The following is a 23,153-nucleotide window of genomic DNA, read 5'->3' on the forward strand; positions in this document are numbered from 1 at the left end:
AAGGTTTTTGGTTAATATGGAAACAAAATACTCAAAATTGGGATTAGTTTGGAGAAAAAAGCTAAAATTCAGCCCTCTATGATCTCCCTTTTCACCCGTTGCGAGATGGCTGTTAAGATTTCATACGAAATGGTTTTGGCACCCGCTGCAAAGTTTTCTGCAGATTTATCTTGTCCAAACACCAGGGCTTCATCGCCTTCTTGGCAATCTATTCCAGATACATCCACCATGATCATATCCATACAAACATTCCCAATGATGGGTGCTTTTTTACCATGGATAAGCACACTGGCTTTTCCGTTTCCATATTGCCGTCCAATACCATCGGCATGACCCAAGGGCAGAGTTGCTGTTTTTCTTGGACTGTCTGACGTAAAAGCTCTGTTATATCCCACTGTTTCGTTGGCATCAATATGATGGATTTGGGAAATGATTGTTTTTAGCGAAGCAACAGGTTTCAGTTGGGGATCGATAGTAGAGTCATTGCCATAACCATAGAGCCCTATGCCACTTCGAACCATTTCAAATTGCGCTTCGGGATAGTTAAGAATGCCTGATGTGTTCAGCATGTGCCGAATAGGGGCGTACCCCAATTTTTGAGAGAGAGTGGTACTATTTTTTTTGAAGGATTCAATTTGACCCAAGCTAAAAGGTTTCTCATCCAAATCTTCCGAAGCGGCCAAATGGGAAAATAGGGAAGCTACTTTTATCTCCTGATTGTCCTTCAACTGTTCCGCAACAAAATCTACATCAGCCTCATTAAAACCCAAACGGTTCAGGCCCGTATTAAACTTGATATGTATTGGATAGGCTTTCTGATTTTTTGCTTTCGCAACCTCCAAAAACTCAACGAGAATCTTCCGGGAATATAAGCTAGGCTCCAAGCATCGATCTATGATCTCATCAAAATTAGCGGGTAACGGGTGCAACACCAAAATGGGGGTTTTAATCCCTGCATCGCGAAGCAATGCCCCTTCTTTGGCATAGGCTACTGCCAAGTAATCAGCTCCCAATTTTTCCATTTTTTGGGCGATTGCCACCATATCGCTGCCGTACGCAAAAGCTTTTACCACGGCCAAGAATTTGGTTGTTGGGGCTATTTTGGAGCGCAAGTACCTGTAATTGTGTTCTAGGGCCCCCAGATCTATTTGCAAAGTGGTTTCCCCAATCTTATTCATTGGCGTTCTTCTTTTTAGCATCCACTTCTTCGGCCTCCACATCTATTTGCCTCACCTTTTCACGTAGCATGGCCTTATAGAAAGCGGCCCGGCTCAAAGGTTCATATTCTTCTGTTTCGCCCAAAAGGACAAGCTTGTCGTTACTGGATTTTCGAAAACTGTAGTTGGCCAAATTTCCGGTTCGAGTACACACAGCATGCACCTTGGTTACATATTCCGCTGTTGCCATAAGAGCGGGCATAGGACCAAAAGGGTTGCCTTTAAAATCCATGTCCAAACCAGCGACAACCACGCGCACGCCACGATTGGCCAAGTCATTGCAAACGGTAACAATTTCATCATCAAAGAATTGGGCTTCATCAATACCGACCACATCACAGTCATCGGCCAACAAGCGAATATTTGCAGCCGCAGGCACAGGAGTGGAACGAATTTCATTGGCATCATGCGAAACCACCATGTCTTCATGATAGCGGGTATCTACAATAGGTTTGAATATTTCCACCTTTTGCTTGGCAAATTGGGCGCGTTTCAGTCTTCGGATGAGCTCTTCGGTCTTTCCAGAAAACATGGAGCCGCAGATAACTTCTATCCATCCGAACTGCTCTTTAGGGTTGACCGTGTTTTCGAGAAACATACCGTATTTTTGAAAGAAATTGAGTGATTTTTCGTTGTTTAGAAAACGAAACACAAAGCTACTAAAAAAATGCACCTACGGCATTTGGGTTAAAATTTAACCTTTTGTTCGCAGGGAAAAGCACAAAATCATTATATTTTTATAATAAAGAAGATTAGCTATGATACGGAAGTTACGGGAAGAATTGATAAAGCTCTCCACCGAGATCATCACTGCAAGGGAAGATCAGGATTTGGCGGAGTTGTATGATAAGGCACGCAAAATCTATGAGAAATTGGCGGTACTCAAGTTCATTGATGAAAAATTGAGTGATGTTGAGGTCGATGTTTCCAAAAATGTAATCGCTTCACGTTTTGAGAAAGTCGCCAATGCCGTATTAAGTGGGAATATTTCCGTACCCGAAAGCAATCCACACGAAGAAGATATTATGACCCCAGGTATGGAGACCATCAAGGACATGGTTTCTGAAATGCCCACAGAAACGGCACTGGAACAGGTTTTTGCCGAGTTTGTGGCCAAACCAGATCTTATGAAAAATGATAAGGAAAATGTGGGAGTAGCCGAAAAAGTTGAAAAACCAGAACAGAAAAGCAAGTCAAAATCCTTAAATGATAGGTTTGTCAAAGACCTCCAGATTGGGCTCAACGACAAACTAGCCTTTGTAAAACACTTGTTCAATGACAGTATGGAGGATTATACTCGGGTATTGTCCCAGTTGAATACTATTGAAACTGAGGAACGTTCGATTGCCTTTATCACTAACATGGTAAAACCTGAGTACGACAATTGGGAAGGCAAGGAGGATTACGAAAATCGTTTGATGGCGCTGATAGAGCGTCGATTCGCTTAAATCACCAAGATTCCAATCACTTTTTAGACGGAAGACCGTAACTTAGGTCTATGGGAAAACTATATTTGGTTCCGACCCCAATTGGAAACTTGGAGGATATTACGCTTCGAGCCATCAAGGTCTTGAAAGAAGTGGATTTGGTCTTGGCAGAAGACACCCGTACCAGTGGAAAATTGCTGAAGCATTTTGAAATCAATACCCCGCTTCAAAGTCACCATATGCACAACGAGCACAAACAGATTGATGCCTTGGTGAACAAATTGAAGGGAGAAACAACCATCGCCCTAATATCAGATGCGGGGACTCCAGCCATTTCTGACCCTGGGTTTTTATTGACCCGTGCTTGCGTGGAAAATGGGATTGCTGTGGAATGTCTTCCCGGGGCCACCGCTTTTGTGCCTGCTTTGGTGAATAGTGGCCTCCCTAATGACCGTTTTGTGTTTGAAGGATTTCTTCCCCTAAAAAAAGGACGCCAAACCCGATTGGAACAATTGGCTGACGAAACCAGGACTTTAGTTTTCTATGAATCTCCCCACAAACTCTTAAAAACCCTGACTCAATTTGTGGAGTATTTTGGAGCGGACAGACCAGTTTCTGTATCGCGCGAACTTACCAAACTCTACGAGGAAACGGTTCGAGGAACCCTATCCGAAGTGTTGGAACATTTCACCAACCAATCTCCTAAAGGAGAATTCGTTATTGTGGTGGGTGGGAAGAAATAAGGATTATATTTATTTCCAAAATCAACTCAATGAAAGTCAAGGCACTTTCTTTGCAAATTTTGTTAAATTTCATTCTTTTGGAAAATTTGAAGTGACAAATGGAATGGATGCCTTGGCTTATAACGTGTTTCACAGTGGTCTGTGTTTATTTTTTGGATCGCTGGGAACACAAATGGGTGAAATCACTCTTTGACTGGGTTCCCGCAATTTTGCTTTCCTATATTATTCCAGCAGTGATAAGTTATGTTTTTGGATTCGATTTTTCTCAATCCACTATTCATGGGTTAAGCCGTGACTTTTTTATTCCATTGACCATTGTGGCTGTTATGGCAAGCCTTTCTCTCCACCAACTCAAATCGATTGGATACAAACCCATAGTTGTTTTTTTGGCAGGCTCATTTTTTATTGCACTCTTTCCAGTGGTCTTTATACATCTATTTAATAAAACTGATTTGGTTTCCATCACATTGTCTGCCAATGGGTTTTGGAAAGGAGTTCCGCCCATTGTTGGTAGCTGGATTGGGGGGAGCACCAGTCAATTGGTGCTAAAAGAACTTGTCAATTGTCCGGAGAACATCTTTCTCTCTGTTTTAATCATGGACAATATTTTGGTAAATGTTTGGACTATTCTTATGTTTCAAACCATAAAAAAGAGCAATACCCTGAACAAATACTGTAGGATTTCAGATCAAGAAATTCCAGAACGGATTGACACCCAACTTGGAAAGCTACTTTCACCTTGGTTAAGTTTGATGGTAATGCTTTTTGCAGTTTTTGTAATCGATATTGCATTGAATGCTTTTGTGGCCAAAGTGGTTGCATTGTCTTTTATTGGATTGGCTTTGGGGAATTTTATTCCCAAATGGAACTTTCGATTCACCTTAAAATTGGGAGGCATTTTAATTCTGGTCGTCATGTCCATTTTAGGACTTAAACTTCGCTTTGATATGTTTGGATTTGATATGGCCTTTTTCGGTTTTCTGCTGATTTGGCTCAGTGGACATTTCATTTTTATGATTCTTGTCGCCAAATTGTTAAATGTGAATATGGCTTGGGTACCCATTGCCAGTATGGCAAATGTTGGAGGGATTGCTACGGCCCCAGCAGTTACTGCGGCCTATCGAGGTAGTTGGATGCCACATGCCATAATCCTGGCCATTTTAAGCATGGCCACAGGCACCTTTTGGGGCATGATCACTATTTATCTGCTACAACAATTCATGGGTTAGAAAGGTACTATTACACTAAAAGCTGTTAACAAAAGTGTTGTTTTTCGACAAAAGCAGTAAGTATGGAACAACTGCTTACCCAAATAAGAAACTGCACGTATTGCACCGAACATTTGCCCCTTGGCCCAAGACCTATAGTGGCGGCCCATCGGAAATCAAAAATTGCTATCATTGGTCAGGCTCCCGGCACCAAAGTGCACCAAACGGGAACTCCTTGGGATGACCCCAGCGGAAAACAACTTCGGAAATGGCTCAATGTCACCGAAGAACAGTTTTATAATGAAAAGATATTTGCTCTTATCCCCATGGGTTTCTGCTATCCGGGAAAGGGAAAATCTGGAGACTTGCCACCCAGAACTGAATGTGCCCCGCTATGGCATCAACAGTTGATGGACATGATGCCACAGCTAAAACTGACGATACTCATTGGTCAATATGCGCAGCAGTATTATTTGGGTGATGCCATGAGAAAAAACCTCACGGAAACCGTGAAGAATTACAAGAACTACTTGCCAAACTATATGGTCTTGCCACACCCATCACCCAGAAATAGGTTTTGGTTGAGCAAAAATCCGTGGTTTGAGGAGCAGGTAATTCCCCAGCTTCAAAAAGCAGTTTCCAGTACCGTAAAAAATCAATAGGAAACAGAAGCCCTTAATCGACTGAAAGTTTCGGGTTTCATGTTGAGGTAAGATGCTAAATATTTTTGTGGAATTACTTTGAGTTCATCGGGGCAACGCTGCATAAATGCAACATATCGTTGTTCCGCCGAAAGGGTTAAAATTTCTACTTCGCGTGTAAGTCGTCCAAATAAAATCTGCTGAAAAAAATCATGACCCCAAATGTAGAAATCGGGATAAGTTTCAAAGAGCGACATATAATCACTTCGTGATATGGCCAAAAGGTTGGATGGTTTGAGTGCCTCCAAAAAAGCTTTGGAAGGTTCTTGTTGAATGAACGAATCAAACACACCAGATGGACTGCCTGTGTAGGAAAACCCAAGCACCACCTTTTCGCCTTTTTCATTAAGCACATAGATCGCCTGAACCCCTTCCAGTACCACATAAAAAAAGCGCTCGGTACTACCTGCCTCAGTAATAAAATCGTACTGATTGAATGTTTTTAGACTCCAGAGCGATTTAAAATGCCGTTCCTGCTCCTCAGTAAAATCAATGTTCGGAAAGAAATTTTTTAAAATGAGATAGGCATCATCGTCCATTTTGTAGAATCACTTATTTCCCATAAAAATAGGGAATATGTTGTATGGGCTGCACGGTTTGTTAGCTTGAAACCAAAGTTTTTTGCTGTTCCATAATCGTATCAATTTGTACCATGTGCCGCTCCATGTGGGCCAACAAGAACTCGAAGCTTTCGGGTAGATAAAATTGCACAATGGGCCCAATTGCTGATGGAATCTTGACTGTAGCAACGTCTTTGCCCCTACTTTCCAAGATAGACTCTTTAAAATGGCCATGCAGTTCAAAAAAGCGTTGAAATACCTGTTCTATTTTGGCTTTATCCAATGTTTTGGGGTCAAGCAAGGGTTCAAAACGTTTCATGGTCTTCATTTTCCACTTTCGCTGGGTTCCCTTTGGACGCTGCATCTCAATCACCAATTTTTGCCACATTCGGGCCTTAAAAGCATTGTGTTCTTTTTGCAAATTAGACAGTTGGGGAAACACTTCATTGAATTTTTTATGATAATGGCTGTAAGCAATGCTTAAGTGCTCCAAAACCTCTACAATACACCACGATTTTGCATTCGGCGGACTGGTCAAGCGACTTTGATCTAATTCTTGAAGGTTTTTTACTTTGTTGAGGATAAGGTTCAGTCGCTGAATTTGGTTTTCCGGTGTAAGTATTAAACTTGCCATAACTGTTCGTTTTTTTGATCCATACAAAGTTGGGGCAAGACCCATAGATAAATATTGATGCAAATCAAGAAATCTATGGCCATCACCGATGAGCCATAAAAACTATTTGCCCAATTATTTTGTACTGTCACACCCATCACCCAGAAATCGGTTTTGGATAACCAAAAACCCGTGGTTTGGGGAAGAGGTTTTATCTAATTTAACAGAAATGATTTCAATTTTACGAATTGCCTCTAAATAGAAACCCAAAACAACCAACTATCACATATCCCAAAGTTTGTCTAAGACTATCTGAAATTTTGCCATCAAAAGCAATAAGCAATACAAGGCATAAAACCAAGAGTGAAAATGCTACGCAGTCTTTAAAATTATAATGGAACCAATTTTCCATAGTTAAAATCTATTATGATTATATTTCAAATATATAAAATTTATTTTATAATAGATATTATCTATGTAATTAGAAAAAACAATATTTATACTCTATTGAATTATGATAAAACAAACCTATCAAGCTTTAAATATTTAAAAAGCAATTAAGAAGAATAATCTAACAGCGAAGCGGTCTAGCATCTAACATCTAGGAATCTAATACCTAGACCCATCATGCTTCCCTTTTTCCCAGCCGTGTTTGCCCAAATACTGTTCGGCACTCTCCACGGCCCCATTTTCAATAGAAGTGCCCATGGAATCGTTCCATCGGTTGAGGTATCCAAAAAGGGAAATCACCCCCAACATTTCAACAATTTCACCTTCATTCCAATGTTGATAGAGTCGCTCCTTGATTTCGGCATTCACCGCATTGGGTACCTGTGACGCTGCCAGAGAAAAGTCGAGTGCAGCACGTTCCGCTTCAGAAAAAGCAGGGTGGGTGCGGTATTCCCAAATGTTGTCCAACTGTTCCTGTTCGGCCCCATAACGTTCCGCAGCCCTAATGGCATGTGCTTGGCAATAGCGACATCCTGTTGCATTGCTGCTCACCCAGGCAATCATTCGCTTTAAGGCTGAGGTGACCCTTCCTTCATTGGTCATAACCGCTTTGTTGAGGTTAATAAATGCTTTGGAAATGGCAGGCCGGTGCTGCATGGTCAATACGGAATTGGGACAAAATCCAAGAGTTTCATTGAAAAACTCAGCCAACTGCTTGGTTTCGGGATCGTGATTGGGGTCAAGGGGAGATACTAAGGCCATAAGTGCGATTTTAAATCGTATTTTTGATGTTCTACAAGAAACAAAAATTTGATTGTATGACAAATCACATTACCACCAAATGGTTGGGCGAAATGGCCTTTGAAAGCAATAATCCTTCTGGACATACTTTGAGAATTGATGCAGGACCCGAAAGTGGTGGCTCAGGTGCTGGATTACGACCCAAAGCCTTAATGCTTTCCGCACTGGCCGGATGTTCTGGATTGGATGTAGCTTCGTTGATAAAGAAAATGAAACTGGAGGTAGATGATTTTTCCATTGAAACCATTGCCAACCTTACCGATGAACACCCCAAATATTATGATTCTGTAACTGTGGAATACCACTTTACCGGTTCCAATCTCAAAGAGGATAAATTGCAAAAAGCGGTGGATTTATCTGTAGAAAAATATTGTGGTGTTATGGAAATGTTCAGACAGTTTGCCAAGTTGGAAATCAAGATTCTGTATCATCGTAAATGATTCGTCACTTCGAGTGATTCTGATGCAATCAGAATTGTATCGAGAAGCGCCCATTACATGAAATTATCGTATGTCTATATTCTAAAGTGTTCTGATGGAACCTATTATACAGGGGTAACCTCCAATCTTGAGAAAAGAATCGAAGAACATACTATCGGGAAGCATTCAACCAGTTATACTTTTGAAAGAAGACCTGTAGAATTGGTTTTTTATGCTAAGTTTACACAAATTGAATTGGCCATTCAAAAGGAAAAACAGATAAAAAAGTGGTCAAAAGCCAAAAAGGAAGCCCTCATAAACGGTCAATATGATGCGTTGCCCAATCTTGCCAAAAAGAAGTTTCAATAGTCGGTTCTCGATACTTTTCGAGACAAGCTCGAAACACTCGAACTGACGATACCTAAAAACCAAGATTATGCGTTGGACCATAAAACCCAAACCTACACAAGAAGCTGTTGACCAACTTTCAAAGGAATTGAATGTTGATGATTTGGTGTCGCACTTACTGCTGCAGCGCGGCATTACCAATTACGAGGAGGCCAAACACTTTTTTCGCCCAGAATTGGAACATCTGCACGACCCTTTTCTAATGAAAGGTATGCAAAAGGCTGTGGAGCGGATAGAATTGGCCATCGAAAATCAGGAAAATATTTTGGTGTATGGTGATTATGATGTGGACGGAACCACCTCGGTGGCTTTGATGGCTTCGTTCTTGCAGGAAAGCTACCCCAATGTGGCGACCTATATACCGGATAGGTACGAAGAAGGCTATGGCGTCTCTTTTCAGGGGATTGATTATGCCGAGGATAACGACATCTCTTTGATCATCGCTTTGGACTGCGGAATTAAGGCCATTGATAAAGTGGCATATGCTTCAGAAAAGAGCATTGATTTTATCATTTGCGACCACCATAGACCTGGCGATAATCTTCCCGAAGCGGTGGCCATTCTCGACCCAAAACAAGAAGATTGCTCATACCCCTATAAAGAACTCTGTGGTTGCGGGGTAGGGTTTAAATTGATTCAGGCGCTGGCTTCCCGAAAGGGAAAAACGGTGGAAGACCTAATTACGTATTTGGATTTAGTTGCAACGGCCATTGCAGCGGACATCGTGCCCATTACAGGGGAGAATCGAGTGCTGGCCCATTTTGGGCTGCAAGTCATCAATGCCAGTCCTAGAATTGGAATTCAAGCTTTAATTGATCAAGTCAAAAAAAGAACGCTCACCATCACCGATGTGGTTTTTATCATTGCCCCTCGCATCAATGCTGCAGGTCGAATGAAACACGGACAACATGCTGTGGCCTTGTTGACGGAAACAGATTGGAATACTGCAAAACAATATGCCCAAGAGATAGAGTCTTTTAACGCAGAGCGAAGAAACTTGGATCAAGAAACCACGGAGGCCGCCTTGTTGCAGATTCAAGAAAACGCGGAAGAAAATCGGTTTACCTCGGTGGTTTATAATGAAAATTGGCATAAAGGTGTCATTGGGATTGTGGCCTCTCGCCTTACCGAAACCTATTACCGACCTACTCTGGTATTTACCAAGAGTGGGGATAAATTGTCTGCTTCAGCCCGATCTGTAAAAGGGTTTGATATTTACAATGCCTTGGAAGGCTGTTCCGATTGTATTGAGCAGTTTGGTGGACACATGTATGCTGCAGGACTTACCCTTTTGGAAGAACAGTACGAAACCTTCAAACAACAATTTGAAAAAGTGGTCGCAGAAACCATTGAACCCCATTTGTTGCAACCTGAAATTTCCATTGATGCCCAGTTGGATTTGAGTCAAATTACCCCAAAATTAATGCGCATTTTAAAACAGTTTGCCCCTTTCGGACCAGGGAACATGACCCCTGTTTTTATGGCCGAAGGAGTACAGGACACCGGCTATGCCAAAGGGGTGGGCGAGGATGAAAAACATTTGAAGGCATCCGTCTCACAAAATGGCTCAATGCCCATTGGTGCCATTGGATTTAATTTGGGAAATAAATTAAATCTGGTGACTGAAAAAAAACCTTTTGATGCCGTATTTTCGTTGGATGAAAATGAATGGAACGGAACGGTGAGCCTTCAACTGAAATTAAGAGACATTCGCTAGACATTTATGGATCCATACGCTGCACTCCGCTATAGGGAGTTCAACATTTTTTTGCTGGTACGCTTTGCCATGGTATTTGCTTGGTCCATGCAATTTATTGTGATTGAGTGGCAGGTGTATTCCTTGACCAAGGATCCTTTATCATTAGGTATTATTGGATTGATGGAAGTGATTCCGGCAGTTGGAATGGCTTTGTTTGCAGGCCACATTGTAGACCAAAAAGAGAAAAGAAACCTGTTGGTTACCTGTATTGCTGGGTTTTCTGTAATCAGTTTGGGTCTTTTTCTTTTGAGCTGGCCTGGCCTGGAAGACACTTGGGAATCAAGAACTATACTGTATTCCATTTATGCCTTGGTTTTCTTGGGAGGAATTGTACGCTCGTTTTTAGGCCCCACTATTTTTTCACTAATAGCTTTGATTGTTCCCAAAAAGATTTATCCGAATGCGGCCACATGGAGCAGTTCTACTTGGCAATTGGCCTCGGTTTTAGGACCGGCCTTAGCAGGATTTTCCATTAGTTGGATTGGTGTCCATTGGTCCATGTGTGTCATTTTTGGCTTCTCCTTGATGGCACTGTTATTTCTATTGCAGATACCCAGAAAGCCCATTATGAATCCCAAAATTGGTGAACCGGTGATGCAGAGCTTAAAGGATGGGTTACGGTTTGTCTTTAACAACAAAGCCATTTTTGGCGCTTTGACGTTGGATATGGTTGCGGTTCTCTTTGGAGGTGCCGTTGCACTTTTGCCAGTGTATGCCCAGGACATTTTGCATGTAGGGGCAGAAGGATTTGGAATTTTACGAGCAGCTCCGGCCGTAGGGGCATCCATTACCATGTTGGGGTCTACGCGGTTCCCATTGCATAAAAATGCAGGTAAAAAGCTGCTGATGGCGGTGTTTGCCTTTGGAATTTGTATCATCGTGTTTGGACTTTCGGAACTTTTCTGGCTGTCTGTTGCTGCCTTGTTCCTGAGTGGAGCGGTGGATGGTGTTTCCATGATCATCAGACAGACCATTCTGCAATTAAAGACCCCGGACAACATGAGAGGTCGGGTAGCTTCTGTAAACTCTATGTTTGTGGGGTCTTCCAATGAGTTGGGGGCATTTGAGAGTGGTTTGACGGCAAAACTTATGGGAACGGTAACAGCGGTGGTTTTTGGTGGATGTATGACCTTACTCACAGCAGGTGCAACAGCCATTGCTTCACCTACCTTTAGAAAATTGGATCTTCAAAAGGATATTGATGAGCATGAAAAAGATTAGTCTTCCAACTTTTCCAAAGTCAATTTTTCACCATCAAAAACGGCATAGGTAAAATAACTGATCCAATCCCCTAAGTTAGTGTAGACTGATTTTTCACTGAGTTGGATTTCCATGGGAAGATGTCGGTGGCCAAAAATGAAATGGTCGTAATGCTGTTGTTCCAGCTTTCGCTTTGCGTAGAGAATGAGCCACTCCTTATCCTCGCCCAAGAAAGTAGCATCGGCTTCACCAGAAATAATCCGGTTGTTCACGGAAAGATGTTGTCCCAACCGAACCCCTAAATCGGGATGCAACCATTTAAAGAACCATTTCGCTACAGGATTGGTAAAGACTTTTTTCATGCGTTTAAAGCCCTTATCGTGCGGACCCAATCCATCGCCATGTCCAATAAAAAAGGAGGTGTCATTGATTAAAAACTGTTGTGGTTTGTGGTACACTGGGATGTTGAACTCTTCTTCGAAATACCCGTTCATCCATAGATCATGGTTGCCTACAAAATAAGTGATTTGGATACCCATATCCGAAAGCTCGGCCAATTTGCCCAACGTTCGCGTAAAACCTTTGGGGACCACGGTTTTGTATTCGAACCAAAAATCGAAAAGGTCACCCATCAAAAAAATGGCATGGGCATCGTGTTTAATGCTGTCCAGCCAGTCCACAAACTTTTTTTCTCGGGGCAGACTGTCCTTTCTGGTAGGTGCCCCTAAGTGGTTATCGCTGGCGAAATAGACTTTCTTACCTTTTGGAAGGGTAATGTTTTTCATTTATTTTTTAAAACGTCTGTTGCTTCTTATTCGGTTGAATACGTAAATAACAATCACAAAGAGAGCCAATATGGGGAACAAAAAATCAGTCATAATTTCTTTTATTTTTTAAATTTTTCCAAGGCTGCCTTGGTTTCTGCAGATAGGGCCAATTTACCTGAAGCTTCTGCGCGTTCGGCCAACAATTGGTCCCAATGGTCAGTACCTTCCCAGAGAATTCGTTTCATTTCAGCTAATGCATTGGGATTGTAGGAAGCCAAGCGCTGCGCATGAAACTCTAATTCTTTGTCCATTTCTGATATGGAATCGAACACCTTGGCAAACAATCCTTTTTCTTTGGCCCAATAGGCATTTTTCCATTCGGTTGGAGATAAGGAGAGCTCTGCCAGAGCAGCTTTTCCCATTTTCCGTTCTACAGCTGGGGCAATGACAAAAGGGCCTATTCCGATGGAAATCTCCGATAATTTGATGGCGGCGTCCACAGTGGCATATACATAGTCACAGGCAGCGGCCAATCCAACCCCACCACCAACGGTTTTGCCCTGAACACGCCCGATAATTGGTTTGTGACATTTACGCATGGCATTGATGACATTTGCGAATCCACTGAAAAAGGTTTTTCCTTCCTCCAAATTTGAAATGGCCACAAGCTCATCAAAAGAAGCCCCGGCACAGAAGGCACGGTCGCCTTCGGATTTTAATACAATCAAGGAAACCGAATCATTATCCGAGAGTTTGGAAAATTCGTTGGCCAATCGCTCTAAAAGTTCAGAAACAAAAGAGTTACTGGCAGGATGACCAAATTCTACGGTGGCAACTCCGTTGTCGATTTTCGTATATAGACTTCCGTTGGGTCTGTCTGTTGACATTCTCAATAATCAATTTACAATTTTTCAAATGTCTGACTTCTGATATCAGATGTCTGACTATGCTAAATTAAGCGTTTTGAACCAAGGGCCTGAACTTTTGCCTAAATTTCCAGACCAAGGCAAAGCCACGAATCATCATCCAGACCACAAAGGCAATCCAAATAGCATAAAAGCCCCAACCTAAAAACTTACCTAAATATAAGACAGGAATAAATCCCAAGAACGTAGCCGAAAGCAGCACATTCCGCAAATATTTCATCTCACCTAACCCTTTAAAAAGCCCATCAAAAATAAAGGCAATGGTATTCATGGGAAGTCCAATAATTACAATGTAGAAAATACCATAAAAGGTTTGGAGCACGATTTCTTCATTGGAAAAAATTTGACCGATGGGCCTATAGAAGATGAACCCGGAGAGCATCAAAACCACACTCACCACCATGCCATACTTGAAAATGGTCTTGGCCAATTTCCAAAGCCCGTCATAATCTGATGCACCCAAAAGCTTGCCCCCCATGCTGTTTCCAGCTGCCGAATAACCATCAATAAAAAAGGCAGCAAAGAGCCAAAGGTTTATGGCAATGGTATGGGCGCCTATAAAACGATCCCCTAGAATTGTAGCTTCCCTGACCGCAAGCATTAAAGCGGCATTTAGGGCTGCGGTACGGACAAACAAATTCAAACTCATCACCACCAACCGTTTTATTTCGGTATTGAGCGGAAATGTCAGCTTCATGCTGATTTCAGTCTTTTTTAGCAGCAGTATCAGGGCCAAAACAGCCATGATACCTTGTGCTATTAAACTGGCCCAGGCAGCACCTTCCAAATACATAGCGGGTATGTACCCATCTACTCCGTAGACCAGGATAAAATCGAGGAAAATGTTCAGCCCTGCTCCAATCATGGCAATCAACATGGGATAAAATGTGTTCTGTAGCCCCCTGAATATGCCAAAGATGGCAAAGGTGAAGAGCGTTAAGGGAAAGCCCCAAACCCGAATGGAATAATACGAAATGCAATACTCCAAAATTTTTCCCGAGGCCTCAAAAAGTTTAAAAATATCTTCAACAACAAAAATGGTGGAGACCAAGATGACGACACTCAACAGAATATTGAAAAAAATGGCCTGGGCAGGCAGGTTTTTTACTTCATCCAGTTTTCCTGCACCCAAATATTGTGAAATGATGGCGGAGATGGCACTTCGGGTCTGGCCCAGTACCCAAATGAGCATGGACAAAAAGGATCCCACAATACCGGCCGCCGCCAAAGATTCCAAGCCATCCTCGGGAATATTGCCCACAATGGCTGTGTCTGTAATGGAGAGCAGGGGTTCTGCAATTCCTGAAATGGTAGCGGGAATGGCAAGACGATTGATACTTTTAAAATTTACATGTGTGCTCAAATCGGCGGCAAGTTACAGCACTAATTCATAACAATGAAAAGGATGTTCGCTTTGTTTGGGAAAGAAGATGTCGCCCAGTTTTTGGTAGCCTCGTTGCTCGTAAAATCGTTGGTTTCTGTGATTTTGGGAGAAGGTATCCAACCGAACCGATACAAATCCATGTTCCTTGGAATAGTTTTCGGCAAAATCCATGAGTTGCTGAGCCATTCCTTTCCCCTGATGGGCAGGATCCACAGAAAGACGATGGATATAGGTACTATTTCCATTTGGCGTCAACCATTCAATAGGAACATATTCCTCGTCCATATAGGCTGAAATGACGATGGTCCCCAGAACAGAGCCGTTCCTTTCAATGACATACAGTTCATCCCGTTCCACATCCTGTACAAATGCAGCTTCGGAAGGATAATGTTCATTCCATTGAAAAATTCCGTTTTCCTGCATTTTTTTGGCGCAGGCCTTGGTGATATTCAGGATATCCGTTATTTCAGATATCTTTGCATGCCTGATCATGGTTTCATTTCAATTAAGTTGTAAATTTAGGGTTTAATCTCAATCACCAAATAATGAACAATATACTCGTACCTATTGGAACTTCACCAAATTCATCAAGCACATTGCAATACGCTATCGACTTTGCATCAAACTTTGGCGCCAAAGTTTTTGTGATGGATGTGTTTTCGGTCACCACCGCAGTGGGGAGTTTGGCCAATGTTGAGGAAAAAGTGGCCAAAAGTAGTAAGGAGCACTTGAAAGAGGTGATTGACCAAGTGGATACCAAGGGGGTTGAAATTAAAATGGCCACCTACAACGGTGATATTGTGGATGGGTTGAAAGACATCAACAAGGAATTGGGGATAGACCTGATTATTATCGCACCAAGAAGTAACGAAATCCAGGAAGAACTTTATTTGGGGAACACTTCGGGTCGAATTATTAAACAAACCAACATTCCCACCTTGATTGTTCCAAAAGGCACCAAGTTTAAACCCATAAAAAAAATATTGACTGCGTTTGGTTCTGGAATTTTAAAGCGAAGCAGCATTCTAAATCCATTGATAGGGATTAAAAATAAGTTCAGGGCAGAAGTAAGCTTACTTTTGGTAAAACGGCCGGGATATTCAGAGGATGATTTGAAAGTGAACACGGCGCTCATGGATTTGAGCAAGCAATTGACCATCACCGAAAATGGAACTACCTATTTGGGAGTAATGGAACATTTTCAAAATGCACAGCCGGATATGTTGTGTGTTTTTAGAAGAAAACGGGGATTCTTTAAGAAGTTATGGGAAAAAAATACCATACCCAAGTCTGAGTTTTTTGTGCCCATTCCTGTTTTGGTGTTGAGCGTTAAAAAAGACTAAGCAGGGGCGCAATTTTTGATAGTTTCAGAAAAAAGTAGTTCCTTTGCGCTCTCTTACGGGGGATTAGCTCAGTTGGCTAGAGCGCTTGCCTGGCAGGCAAGAGGCCACCGGTTCGAATCCGGTATTCTCCACAGAAAACAGAAGCACCTCACTGGGGTGCTTTTTTTATGGAGTATTTTGTCTACATCATATATAGTAAATCTGCTGACCGATATTATGTGGGCCATTGTCAAGATTTGGAAGATAGGATGAGCCGGCACAACGGTGGTAGATCCAAATACACAAAATTGGCAACGGATTGGGAGGTAAAGCACACTGTGGGTTATTCAACTAGGGTTGAAGCTATGGCTAGGGAAAGGGAAATCAAAAGAAAGAAAAGTCGGAAGTACATTGAATTTCTTATTGCGGAGAGTGGTGGCTAGAGCGTTCCGAAGGCTTTCGGAAAGGCCACCGGTTCGAATCCGGTATTCTCCACAGAAAACAGAAGCACCTCAGTGAGGTGCTTTTTTTATTAATCAAGAACGTCATATCTGTCTCCACGTGTGGTTGGTTCCGAAATCACGATAAACTCCAAATTTTCTGATTGGTCATTTCGTATTCGGTGCTCTATTTTTGGAGGAATATGGATTCCGTCTCCGCTCTTAACTTCAACTATTTCAGTTCCAATTTCAAAGGTTGCCTTACCGTTTAGAATTCTAAAAAATTGCTGGGAATTGTTGTGATAATGTTTTTTCTCTTGGGTTTTTGGAGGCATTAACTCTTCTATGATACTTAAACTTTGCGATTTAACTAAATGCCATCCGCTACAATTGTTGCCCCAAGTATAATGCTCACTATTTTCTTTGGATTTTTTCATGGGCTATCATTTGTTCAAATAAGACATGATATAATCAAGCTCAATGTAGTATTTTCTTAAAGAAGTATCCCACAGTGTTCACTTTTCATTTCGCCTTAAAAATTTACCATCCTTTTAGGACGGAATTTTTGTTTTTGGCCATTTCCTTTTTGAACTTTATGGGATAAAACACATCAACATGAAATTAGAAGGAAAAGTAGCATATATAACAGGAGGAACCAAAGGAATTGGATACGGTATTGCCGAAAGCTTATTGGAACAGGGAATGAAGGTTGCCATTAGCGGAAGAAACCAAGAAGGAGTGGATTGGGCCGTTAAAAACTTAGGCGATGGTAATCGGGTTCTGGGTTTGGTCTCAGATGTTACCAGACAGAAGGACGAAATAGATGCCGTAGATAAGATTCTAGCCACATGGGGGCAATTGGATATGGTTATGGCCAATGCGGGTGTAGGACATTTTGCGCCGATTGATGAAATGACCGAACATGATTGGAATAGCATGATCAACACCAATTTAAACGGAGTGTTCCACACCTTAAAAGCTTCTGTGGAGGCCTTGAAAGAGTCAGAAGGCTATTATATGACCTTGGCCAGTTTGGCGGGGACCAACTTTTTCCCAACGGCAGCGGGGTACAATGCTACAAAGTTTGGGGTGGTTGGCTTTACGCAAGCGGCCATGTTGGATTTGAGGCCATACAATATCAAGGTAACTACCATCATGCCCGGTTCAGTAGCCAGTCATTTTAACAACCATGAGCCTTCCGACAAAGATTCGTGGAAGATTCAGCCTGAGGATATTGGAAAATTGGTCGTTGATTTATTGACCATGCATCCACGAACGTTGCCAAGCAAGATTGAGGTGCGGCCCACACGTCCTGATTTAAAATAATCAGACGGCTTTTTCTATTAAGGGGTTATCGGGGTTGCAGATTTCTAGGATGAGTTGTTTTAAATACCCCTCAAAAGTGGATAAAACTTCGGCATCAATGAGGGTATTGTTCTTGTCCTGCGAAAAGGAAAACAACCCTTGTCCTAAATTTTTGAAGGAATAGATTCCGGCCAAAAGGGAATTGGTGTCATGTTTTTTAGAGTACAGCAGCGCGTAGCACAACAACTGAAAGGCTTTGCTTTTATCGTAATTGGTGATAAGTTCTTCCCAATCGGTGAGCTTTACATTTTTCGACTCTACCTTTCCTGTTTTGTAATCAATGATCCGTGTAATGCCGTCAAACTCATCCACACGGTCCAAAGTCCCTTTCAATTTTACAGGAAAATCCAACTCGGGAATATGGAGCTGTACATCATATTTTTCTTCCAGAGCCAATAATTTTACGGTGTGGTTCTGGAGTTCTTTTATTTCGATGTCGATGAAATTCTCCAAATATTTACAAATGACATTATACACCAGCAGAAACTTTCCTTTGGAAATATCCACTCCAGATAAGTTCTTTTGAAAATGACCCTTTACTATGGCCGAAATTTTAGGTTTAAGGGCTGCAACATTTTCCTTTGAAAGCGTTGTTCCAAGAAGCGGTGTATACAACTCCTCCAAACTATCATGTACAATGGTACCAAAGGTATTGGCGGCAATATTCTCCTCAACCTCATCCAAATCATTGATTTTAAGGATATTTCTGGTGTAAAAATCGATGGGGTTCCTCACATAATTGGTCAATGAGGTTGGTGAGAAACCACTATGGGCAAAGGCAATGATGTCATCTATAAGCAAAGAACCTTTGTTTATTTCCAGAGGTTGTGCTGGTGTAATATGGGCATGTGGAGCCGCAATGGTATGTGTAACGAACGGCGCTATGTTTTCATCTGTCAATAGTTGGGAAATCAATCTACTTTTTTCACCGCCTTCCAAAACATCAGGCTCTGTATTATAAATGATGTACACATTTTTTGCCCGTTGAATGAGCCTATAGAAATGGTAAACGTAGATAGCATCTTTTTCTTTGTAAGTGGGCAAGTCATAATCCCGTTTCACATCAAAAGGGATAAAGGAATTGTTCATTTTTCCGGAGGGTAGGATGCCTTCATTTACTGATGTTATGATGACCGTTTCAAAATCGAGGTTTCTGCTTTCCAACATTCCCATGATTTGAAGACCTGAGAGAGGCTCTCCAATAAAGTCCAAGGTTTCCATGGAAGTCAATTGCTTGAACAGATTTTTGATGGATTTAAGTTCCGTAATGAAATCCACATGGGCTAAATAGTCTTTCAACTGGTTAAATAGGGTATAAAACCGATAGACCTGTTCCAGTTCCAAGGCGTTTTTCTCTTCCTGGAATATATTTTTCAATCTGTCAATGAGCAGAAGACAATTGTTGGTCCATTGTAAAACAGAAATGGGCTCTTTTGGAAACAAAGTTTCCAAAGCGCTGTTGTCTTCAGCATATTTGGTTAGGACACTAGTAGTAACGTATAACCAATTCTGTTCTTTAATGTCCTTGGCCAAAATTGGCGCAAAATCCTTTGCTCCAGAAGTAGAAAGGGTCAAACAATAGGGGTTCGAGATAAGCTCCAAAACATATTTGTAGAACCACCCCCTTTCTGAAGTATTGGCGTTGAGTTCCAAGAGTGCCATAAAAAAGGAGTACAAAACGGTTTTGTTCAAGGGCAGCCCCATGGTAATGTTTGTGGCATTGATAGACGGAGGTACTGCCTGCAACATAGGGGATAGAAGGGACTCATCAGCCAGTACAACCGCTGTTTTAGAAAAATCAATGGCAGAATTGGAATTGAGCTCATGCAACAATTGCCCTACATATTTGGTCTGTGAAATGCTTTTGGGCACGCCTGTAATTAAAATCTTTTTTGAAGACAAAAAATTGTGCTGCGGTTTTAGGGACGCCTTGTTCTTGTAATAGGGCCAATTACGCTGATAATTTCTAATAAAAAGTCCAGCATCGTGTACGGGGTCATCCAAGAAATAAGAGTCAATGTCCCAATAGACCTGCCCGTTGCCCAGTTCCAAAAAATGTTGGACAATTTTTGACTCCGCAGTGGTCAATGCATTGAAACCAACAAAAATGATGGGTTTGGTATTATGGTTTTGAGAATAGTCCTCCAAGCGGGATACAGCAATTTTGGCCATTAGACCTTGGTATGCTCTTTTTTGTTCTTTTAAGGTTTTGGAGAAGGCATTGTAAATAGTCTCCAATTTATTCCAAAGTTGAAGGTAGTTCTGAACTAATTCGGTTTTCTCTTTTTTTACGGACCAATGGCTGATTTCCTTAATAGCGGAGAGGTAATTGAGGAGATCGTGCGCCGGAATTAGGTAACCGTCCATTTCATTAAAATCTTGCAAAAGGGTTTGCCCCCATTTCAAAAAAGATGGAAAATCATCGGGTTCTTCAATCGGAGAATCTTTGTAGACTTCATAAAGAACCAGCAACAAGTCCAGATTAGAGGTTTGCTCCATTCCTGAAATGTCTGCAATAAAGTCTTGAATGGATTGTATGTCAGGACTAAAGATATTTTTGGTGAGCGTGTTGGCTAGGTGTTTTTTTAGAAACGTACCGGAACGCTTACTGGGAAGTACAAAGGTACATTCGGAAAAATCCGTGCCCTTGTTTTGGAGGTCACTCAGAACATATTCCAGAAAGCTTTGATGCATGTACTAAAATAAAAAAGGCCCCGCAGTTGCGGAGCCTTTTTAAAGAAAACTTTAGGGTTTTCTATTATTTTATCAAGTTGATTTCAACTCGTCTGTTCTGTGCTCTACCAGCTCTTGTATTGTTAGTGGCGATAGGCTTAGCCTCACCATAACCGATAGCTGTCAATCTATCAGAAGCAATTCCTTTGTCAATCAAGAAATCTCTAACAGAGTTAGCTCTAGATTCAGAAAGTTTTTGGTTCAATGTTTCGCTACCTACGCTATCAGTGTGACCTTCTACAGTAAACTTAGCAGTAGGATACTCGTTCAAGATTTGGATGATGTCAACCATTACAGAAGTAGACTCTGCTTTGATGGAAGATTTACCAGTATCGAACAAGATAGTTCTAGCGTAATCGTTCAATTGCTTTTGAACTTCTTCAGTTACTTCTGGACAACCGTTGTTAGCAACAGTACCGGCAACATCTGGACATTGATCATCTTTGTCAAGAACACCGTCACCATCTCTGTCTGGCCATGGGCATCCGTTGTTTTCAGCAGGACCAGCTTCGTTAGGACAGTCATCATCTTTGTCAGCAACACCGTCACCATCAGCATCAGGACAACCAGCTAGAGCGGCAAGACCTGGAGTACTTGGACAAGCGTCATCTTTATCGGCAACACCGTCACCGTCAGAATCAGGACATCCGTTCATTTCTTTTGGACCAGCTTCGTTAGGACATTCATCCTTAGCATCTTCAATACCGTCACCGTCAGAATCAGGACAACCATTGAAAGCTTCCAAACCAGCAACTTCTGGACAAGCATCGTCTTTGTCATAGATACCATCACCGTCAGTATCAGTACCACCAAATTTGATGCTAAGACCAGCCAAGTGTTGGAAATGCTTAACCAAATAGTCTTCAAAAGCATGCTTATACTGGGTTTGCAATGTAAGACCGATGTTTTCAGAGAACCAGATGTTAAGACCAACACCTCCGTTTACTGTACCTGCACCAATCTCATCAATCCAAGTATAACCACCACCAATCTCAGCAAATGGGTCGATGGTTGTGTTTTTTAGGAAGTTGTACTTAATTGTACCATCTACAGCGTAGTGAGAAAGGTCATCTACAGATACATCACCAATTTTCTCAATCCTGTTCAAGGAACCACGTGCACCGATGGAGAATCCGTCACCAATGTACTTGGAAACGCCTACATAGGAAACAGAAGGCAAGATGTTCCAGTGGTCAGTCACATTAAAGTACTCATCGAAAAGTGTAGTACTAGAAAATGGGTTATTCTCGTCATTGGTTGGATATGCATCAATTGCATTCACCCCAAAACTAATCTGCCATGGATTATTCTCGTCTTGCGCTTGTATGCTGTTGATCCCTACAAATACAAGGGCAACAACCAATAATTTGCTAAGATGTTTCATGCTCAAAATTTTAAGTTTAAGTGTTTATCAGCAGCAAATGTAAGTTGTTAAGACTTATTAACAAAATCAAACATTCTTTTTTTTTAACTCATTTGCCCTAACAATTGTTGCATTTCAACGATTTTAGACGATTTTCAACGACTTTCCTACCTTGATAAAGGCATTTATTGCATGGTCTAGATGCTGTTTTTCATGGGCAGCGGATAATTGAACTCGAATCCTAGCTTTCCCTTTTGGTACCACTGGATAGAAGAATCCAATGACATAAATACCCTCTTCCAACAACATATCTGCCATTTTTTGGGAAAGTTTCGCATCGTACAACATAACTGGTACTATGGCTGAGTCCCCGTCAATAATGTCAAATCCGGCGTCTTTCATCCCTTTTTTAAAGTATTCTGTGTTGTTTTGGAGCTTATCACGTAGGGAAGTATCGGTATCCAGCATCTCGAAAACCTTAATGGATGCCCCTACAATGGCAGGTGCCAAGGAATTGGAGAACAAGTAAGGTCGGGACCGCTGACGCAATATTTCAATGATTTCCTTTTTTCCAGTAGTGTAACCTCCCATGGCACCACCAAGGGCTTTGCCCAAGGTCCCGGTAATAATGTCAATTCGGTCCAAAACCCCTTTTTCTTCCAAGGTTCCCCGACCTGTTTCGCCAATAAAACCAGCAGCATGGCATTCGTCAATCATCACCATGGCATCGTATTTATCGGCCAAGTCACAAATTTTGTCCAAGGGAGCCAATAGCCCGTCCATGGAAAAGACGCCATCGGTAACAATAATTTTAAAACGGGCGCCATCCTTTTCGCTCTGTTTCAACTGTTCTTCCAAGTCGGTCATATTGCTATTTTCATAGCGATAGCGCTTTGCTTTGCAGAGACGGACCCCATCAATAATGGAAGCGTGGTTGAGCGAATCGGAGATAATGGCATCCTCAGCGGTCAACAATGGTTCAAAAACCCCACCATTGGCATCAAAAGCGGCAGCATATAATATGGTGTCCTCAGTACCGTAGAAATCTGCGATTTTCTGTTCCAATTCTTTATGGATATCCTGCGTACCGCAAATAAACCGTACAGACGACATTCCAAAGCCATGGGTATCCATTACATCTTTTGCCGCTTGGATTACATCGGGATGGGAGGAAAGCCCCAAATAGTTGTTCGCACAAAAGTTGATGACCTCCTCTCCTGTGGATATTTTTATAACCGCTCCTTGAGGCGATGTAATAATGCGTTCTTTCTTAAAAAGGCCTGCTTCCTTAATGTCTTCCAGTTCTTGGGCCAAGTGTTCTTTTATTTTTCCGTACATAGTTTTTTG

24 protein-coding genes and 2 tRNA genes are annotated in these 23,153 nt (G+C 41.8%); 13 read left to right on the forward strand and 13 right to left on the reverse strand.

The annotated features are described in order from the left end of the window. Positions 1-68 precede the first annotated feature (68 nt). Positions 69-1,178: an alanine racemase gene (gene alr, locus J0X14_RS02170; protein ID WP_207096112.1), complete on the reverse strand. Its 1,110-nt coding sequence runs from the start codon at positions 1,176-1,178 to the stop codon at positions 69-71. Then, positions 1,171-1,815, reverse strand: a complete 645-nt coding sequence (locus J0X14_RS02175) for a thymidine kinase (protein WP_207096113.1) — start codon at positions 1,813-1,815, stop codon at positions 1,171-1,173. Before J0X14_RS02175 ends, alr begins: the two co-directional genes overlap by 8 nt. 160 nt (positions 1,816-1,975) lie before the next feature. Between J0X14_RS02175 and J0X14_RS02180 the strand changes: the two genes are divergently transcribed. The 4 genes from J0X14_RS02180 to J0X14_RS02195 all read left to right on the forward strand — a co-directional run bounded on the left by J0X14_RS02180 (position 1,976) and on the right by J0X14_RS02195 (position 5,257). Then, positions 1,976-2,665 carry a hypothetical protein gene (locus J0X14_RS02180; protein WP_207096114.1) on the forward strand — a complete coding sequence of 230 codons (690 nt, stop codon included), beginning with the start codon at positions 1,976-1,978 and terminating at the stop codon, positions 2,663-2,665. 50 nt (positions 2,666-2,715) lie between these two features. Continuing rightward, positions 2,716-3,387, forward strand: a complete 672-nt coding sequence (rsmI, locus tag J0X14_RS02185) for a 16S rRNA (cytidine(1402)-2'-O)-methyltransferase (RefSeq protein ID WP_207096115.1) — start codon at positions 2,716-2,718, stop codon at positions 3,385-3,387. A 107-nt stretch (positions 3,388-3,494) separates the two neighbouring features. Then, positions 3,495-4,616 (forward strand): DUF819 family protein, encoded by a 1,122-nt coding sequence (locus tag J0X14_RS02190; protein ID WP_207096116.1) that lies wholly within the window; start codon positions 3,495-3,497, stop codon positions 4,614-4,616. Between the two features lie 62 nt (positions 4,617-4,678). After that, entirely contained in the window at positions 4,679-5,257 is a 579-nt protein-coding gene (locus J0X14_RS02195) for a uracil-DNA glycosylase family protein (protein ID WP_207096117.1), read from the forward strand. Here J0X14_RS02195 and J0X14_RS02200 read toward each other — a convergent pair. The 3 genes from J0X14_RS02200 to J0X14_RS02210 all read right to left on the reverse strand — a co-directional run bounded on the left by J0X14_RS02200 (position 5,251) and on the right by J0X14_RS02210 (position 7,681). After that, positions 5,251-5,835 carry a Crp/Fnr family transcriptional regulator gene (locus J0X14_RS02200; protein ID WP_207096118.1) on the reverse strand — a complete coding sequence of 195 codons (585 nt, stop codon included), beginning with the start codon at positions 5,833-5,835 and terminating at the stop codon, positions 5,251-5,253. The two genes, J0X14_RS02195 and J0X14_RS02200, sit on opposite strands and share 7 nt — an antisense overlap. Positions 5,836-5,896: 61 nt before the next feature. Further along, positions 5,897-6,490 carry a DinB family protein gene (locus J0X14_RS02205; RefSeq protein WP_207096119.1) on the reverse strand — a complete coding sequence of 198 codons (594 nt, stop codon included), beginning with the start codon at positions 6,488-6,490 and terminating at the stop codon, positions 5,897-5,899. Positions 6,491-7,078: 588 nt separating this feature from the next. Continuing rightward, positions 7,079-7,681, reverse strand: coding sequence for a carboxymuconolactone decarboxylase family protein (locus J0X14_RS02210; RefSeq protein WP_207096120.1), 603 nt, complete (start codon positions 7,679-7,681; stop codon positions 7,079-7,081). 56 nt (positions 7,682-7,737) lie between these two features. Between J0X14_RS02210 and J0X14_RS02215 the strand changes: the two genes are divergently transcribed. The 4 genes from J0X14_RS02215 to J0X14_RS02230 all read left to right on the forward strand — a co-directional run bounded on the left by J0X14_RS02215 (position 7,738) and on the right by J0X14_RS02230 (position 11,527). After that, the gene (locus J0X14_RS02215; protein ID WP_207096121.1) at positions 7,738-8,160 is read left to right on the forward strand and encodes an OsmC family protein; all 423 of its coding nucleotides are present in this window, start codon (positions 7,738-7,740) and stop codon (positions 8,158-8,160) included. A gap of 57 nt (positions 8,161-8,217) precedes the next feature. Continuing rightward, a complete protein-coding gene (locus tag J0X14_RS02220; RefSeq protein ID WP_207096122.1) occupies positions 8,218-8,508 on the forward strand; it encodes a GIY-YIG nuclease family protein in 291 nt (96 codons plus the stop codon). Positions 8,509-8,575: 67 nt separating this feature from the next. Next, the gene (gene recJ / locus J0X14_RS02225) at positions 8,576-10,264 is read left to right on the forward strand and encodes a single-stranded-DNA-specific exonuclease RecJ (protein ID WP_207096123.1); all 1,689 of its coding nucleotides are present in this window, start codon (positions 8,576-8,578) and stop codon (positions 10,262-10,264) included. A 6-nt stretch (positions 10,265-10,270) separates the two neighbouring features. Beyond that, entirely contained in the window at positions 10,271-11,527 is a 1,257-nt protein-coding gene (locus J0X14_RS02230) for an MFS transporter (RefSeq protein ID WP_207096124.1), read from the forward strand. Here the strand turns inward: J0X14_RS02230 and J0X14_RS02235 are convergent. The 4 genes from J0X14_RS02235 to J0X14_RS02250 all read right to left on the reverse strand — a co-directional run bounded on the left by J0X14_RS02235 (position 11,524) and on the right by J0X14_RS02250 (position 15,075). Further along, positions 11,524-12,291 (reverse strand): UDP-2,3-diacylglucosamine diphosphatase, encoded by a 768-nt coding sequence (locus J0X14_RS02235; protein WP_207096125.1) that lies wholly within the window; start codon positions 12,289-12,291, stop codon positions 11,524-11,526. The two genes, J0X14_RS02230 and J0X14_RS02235, sit on opposite strands and share 4 nt — an antisense overlap. A gap of 101 nt (positions 12,292-12,392) precedes the next feature. Next, on the reverse strand, positions 12,393-13,160 hold the full coding sequence (locus J0X14_RS02240) for an enoyl-CoA hydratase/isomerase family protein (RefSeq protein ID WP_207096126.1): 768 nt from the start codon (positions 13,158-13,160) through the stop codon (positions 12,393-12,395). Positions 13,161-13,227: 67 nt separating this feature from the next. After that, positions 13,228-14,562, reverse strand: coding sequence for an MATE family efflux transporter (locus tag J0X14_RS02245; RefSeq protein WP_207096127.1), 1,335 nt, complete (start codon positions 14,560-14,562; stop codon positions 13,228-13,230). A gap of 12 nt (positions 14,563-14,574) precedes the next feature. Then, complete coding sequence (locus J0X14_RS02250) at positions 14,575-15,075, reverse strand: GNAT family N-acetyltransferase (protein ID WP_207096128.1); 501 nt, start codon at positions 15,073-15,075, stop codon at positions 14,575-14,577. Between the two features lie 53 nt (positions 15,076-15,128). On the opposite strand from J0X14_RS02250, the gene J0X14_RS02255 reads away from it, so the two are divergent. From J0X14_RS02255 to J0X14_RS02270, 4 genes are all read left to right on the forward strand, one after another. Then, positions 15,129-15,926, forward strand: a complete 798-nt coding sequence (locus J0X14_RS02255; RefSeq protein ID WP_207096129.1) for a universal stress protein — start codon at positions 15,129-15,131, stop codon at positions 15,924-15,926. A gap of 57 nt (positions 15,927-15,983) precedes the next feature. After that, positions 15,984-16,057 (forward strand) — tRNA-Ala (locus J0X14_RS02260). 36 nt (positions 16,058-16,093) lie between these two features. Beyond that, entirely contained in the window at positions 16,094-16,348 is a 255-nt protein-coding gene (locus J0X14_RS02265) for a GIY-YIG nuclease family protein (RefSeq protein ID WP_207096130.1), read from the forward strand. Then, positions 16,333-16,400: transfer RNA gene (locus J0X14_RS02270), tRNA-OTHER, on the forward strand. The genes J0X14_RS02265 and J0X14_RS02270 overlap by 16 nt, the downstream gene beginning before the upstream one ends. Before the next feature lie 37 nt (positions 16,401-16,437). Here the strand turns inward: J0X14_RS02270 and J0X14_RS02275 are convergent. Continuing rightward, positions 16,438-16,782: a cupin domain-containing protein gene (locus J0X14_RS02275; RefSeq protein ID WP_207096131.1), complete on the reverse strand. Its 345-nt coding sequence runs from the start codon at positions 16,780-16,782 to the stop codon at positions 16,438-16,440. A gap of 178 nt (positions 16,783-16,960) precedes the next feature. Between J0X14_RS02275 and J0X14_RS02280 the strand changes: the two genes are divergently transcribed. After that, on the forward strand, positions 16,961-17,671 hold the full coding sequence (locus tag J0X14_RS02280; RefSeq protein ID WP_207096132.1) for an SDR family oxidoreductase: 711 nt from the start codon (positions 16,961-16,963) through the stop codon (positions 17,669-17,671). On the opposite strand, the gene J0X14_RS02285 is transcribed toward J0X14_RS02280, so the two are convergent. The 3 genes from J0X14_RS02285 to kbl form a co-directional block, all read right to left on the reverse strand. After that, positions 17,672-20,404 (reverse strand): PD-(D/E)XK nuclease family protein, encoded by a 2,733-nt coding sequence (locus J0X14_RS02285; protein ID WP_207096133.1) that lies wholly within the window; start codon positions 20,402-20,404, stop codon positions 17,672-17,674. A gap of 64 nt (positions 20,405-20,468) precedes the next feature. Next, the gene (locus tag J0X14_RS02290; protein ID WP_207096134.1) at positions 20,469-21,827 is read right to left on the reverse strand and encodes an OmpA family protein; all 1,359 of its coding nucleotides are present in this window, start codon (positions 21,825-21,827) and stop codon (positions 20,469-20,471) included. 123 nt (positions 21,828-21,950) lie between these two features. Continuing rightward, positions 21,951-23,144: a glycine C-acetyltransferase gene (gene kbl / locus J0X14_RS02295; RefSeq protein ID WP_207096135.1), complete on the reverse strand. Its 1,194-nt coding sequence runs from the start codon at positions 23,142-23,144 to the stop codon at positions 21,951-21,953. Positions 23,145-23,153 lie beyond the last annotated feature (9 nt).

It is taken from the genome of Allomuricauda sp. CAU 1633 (genome assembly GCF_017313225.1).
Lineage (GTDB): Bacteria > Bacteroidota > Bacteroidia > Flavobacteriales > Flavobacteriaceae > Flagellimonas.

Coding starts and splice junctions, on each gene's coding strand:
- alr (WP_207096112.1), bottom strand. CDS start 1,178: ATGAATAAGATTGGGGAAACCACTTTGCAAATAGATCTGGGGGCCCTA.
- J0X14_RS02175 (WP_207096113.1), bottom strand. CDS start 1,815: ATGTTTCTCGAAAACACGGTCAACCCTAAAGAGCAGTTCGGATGGATA.
- J0X14_RS02180 (WP_207096114.1), top strand. CDS start 1,976: ATGATACGGAAGTTACGGGAAGAATTGATAAAGCTCTCCACCGAGATC.
- rsmI (WP_207096115.1), top strand. CDS start 2,716: ATGGGAAAACTATATTTGGTTCCGACCCCAATTGGAAACTTGGAGGAT.
- J0X14_RS02190 (WP_207096116.1), top strand. CDS start 3,495: ATGCCTTGGCTTATAACGTGTTTCACAGTGGTCTGTGTTTATTTTTTG.
- J0X14_RS02195 (WP_207096117.1), top strand. CDS start 4,679: ATGGAACAACTGCTTACCCAAATAAGAAACTGCACGTATTGCACCGAA.
- J0X14_RS02200 (WP_207096118.1), bottom strand. CDS start 5,835: ATGGACGATGATGCCTATCTCATTTTAAAAAATTTCTTTCCGAACATT.
- J0X14_RS02205 (WP_207096119.1), bottom strand. CDS start 6,490: ATGGCAAGTTTAATACTTACACCGGAAAACCAAATTCAGCGACTGAAC.
- J0X14_RS02210 (WP_207096120.1), bottom strand. CDS start 7,681: ATGGCCTTAGTATCTCCCCTTGACCCCAATCACGATCCCGAAACCAAG.
- J0X14_RS02215 (WP_207096121.1), top strand. CDS start 7,738: ATGACAAATCACATTACCACCAAATGGTTGGGCGAAATGGCCTTTGAA.
- J0X14_RS02220 (WP_207096122.1), top strand. CDS start 8,218: ATGAAATTATCGTATGTCTATATTCTAAAGTGTTCTGATGGAACCTAT.
- recJ (WP_207096123.1), top strand. CDS start 8,576: ATGCGTTGGACCATAAAACCCAAACCTACACAAGAAGCTGTTGACCAA.
- J0X14_RS02230 (WP_207096124.1), top strand. CDS start 10,271: ATGGATCCATACGCTGCACTCCGCTATAGGGAGTTCAACATTTTTTTG.
- J0X14_RS02235 (WP_207096125.1), bottom strand. CDS start 12,291: ATGAAAAACATTACCCTTCCAAAAGGTAAGAAAGTCTATTTCGCCAGC.
- J0X14_RS02240 (WP_207096126.1), bottom strand. CDS start 13,160: ATGTCAACAGACAGACCCAACGGAAGTCTATATACGAAAATCGACAAC.
- J0X14_RS02250 (WP_207096128.1), bottom strand. CDS start 15,075: ATGATCAGGCATGCAAAGATATCTGAAATAACGGATATCCTGAATATC.
- J0X14_RS02255 (WP_207096129.1), top strand. CDS start 15,129: ATGAACAATATACTCGTACCTATTGGAACTTCACCAAATTCATCAAGC.
- J0X14_RS02265 (WP_207096130.1), top strand. CDS start 16,094: ATGGAGTATTTTGTCTACATCATATATAGTAAATCTGCTGACCGATAT.
- J0X14_RS02275 (WP_207096131.1), bottom strand. CDS start 16,782: ATGAAAAAATCCAAAGAAAATAGTGAGCATTATACTTGGGGCAACAAT.
- J0X14_RS02280 (WP_207096132.1), top strand. CDS start 16,961: ATGAAATTAGAAGGAAAAGTAGCATATATAACAGGAGGAACCAAAGGA.
- J0X14_RS02285 (WP_207096133.1), bottom strand. CDS start 20,404: ATGCATCAAAGCTTTCTGGAATATGTTCTGAGTGACCTCCAAAACAAG.
- J0X14_RS02290 (WP_207096134.1), bottom strand. CDS start 21,827: ATGAAACATCTTAGCAAATTATTGGTTGTTGCCCTTGTATTTGTAGGG.
- kbl (WP_207096135.1), bottom strand. CDS start 23,144: ATGTACGGAAAAATAAAAGAACACTTGGCCCAAGAACTGGAAGACATT.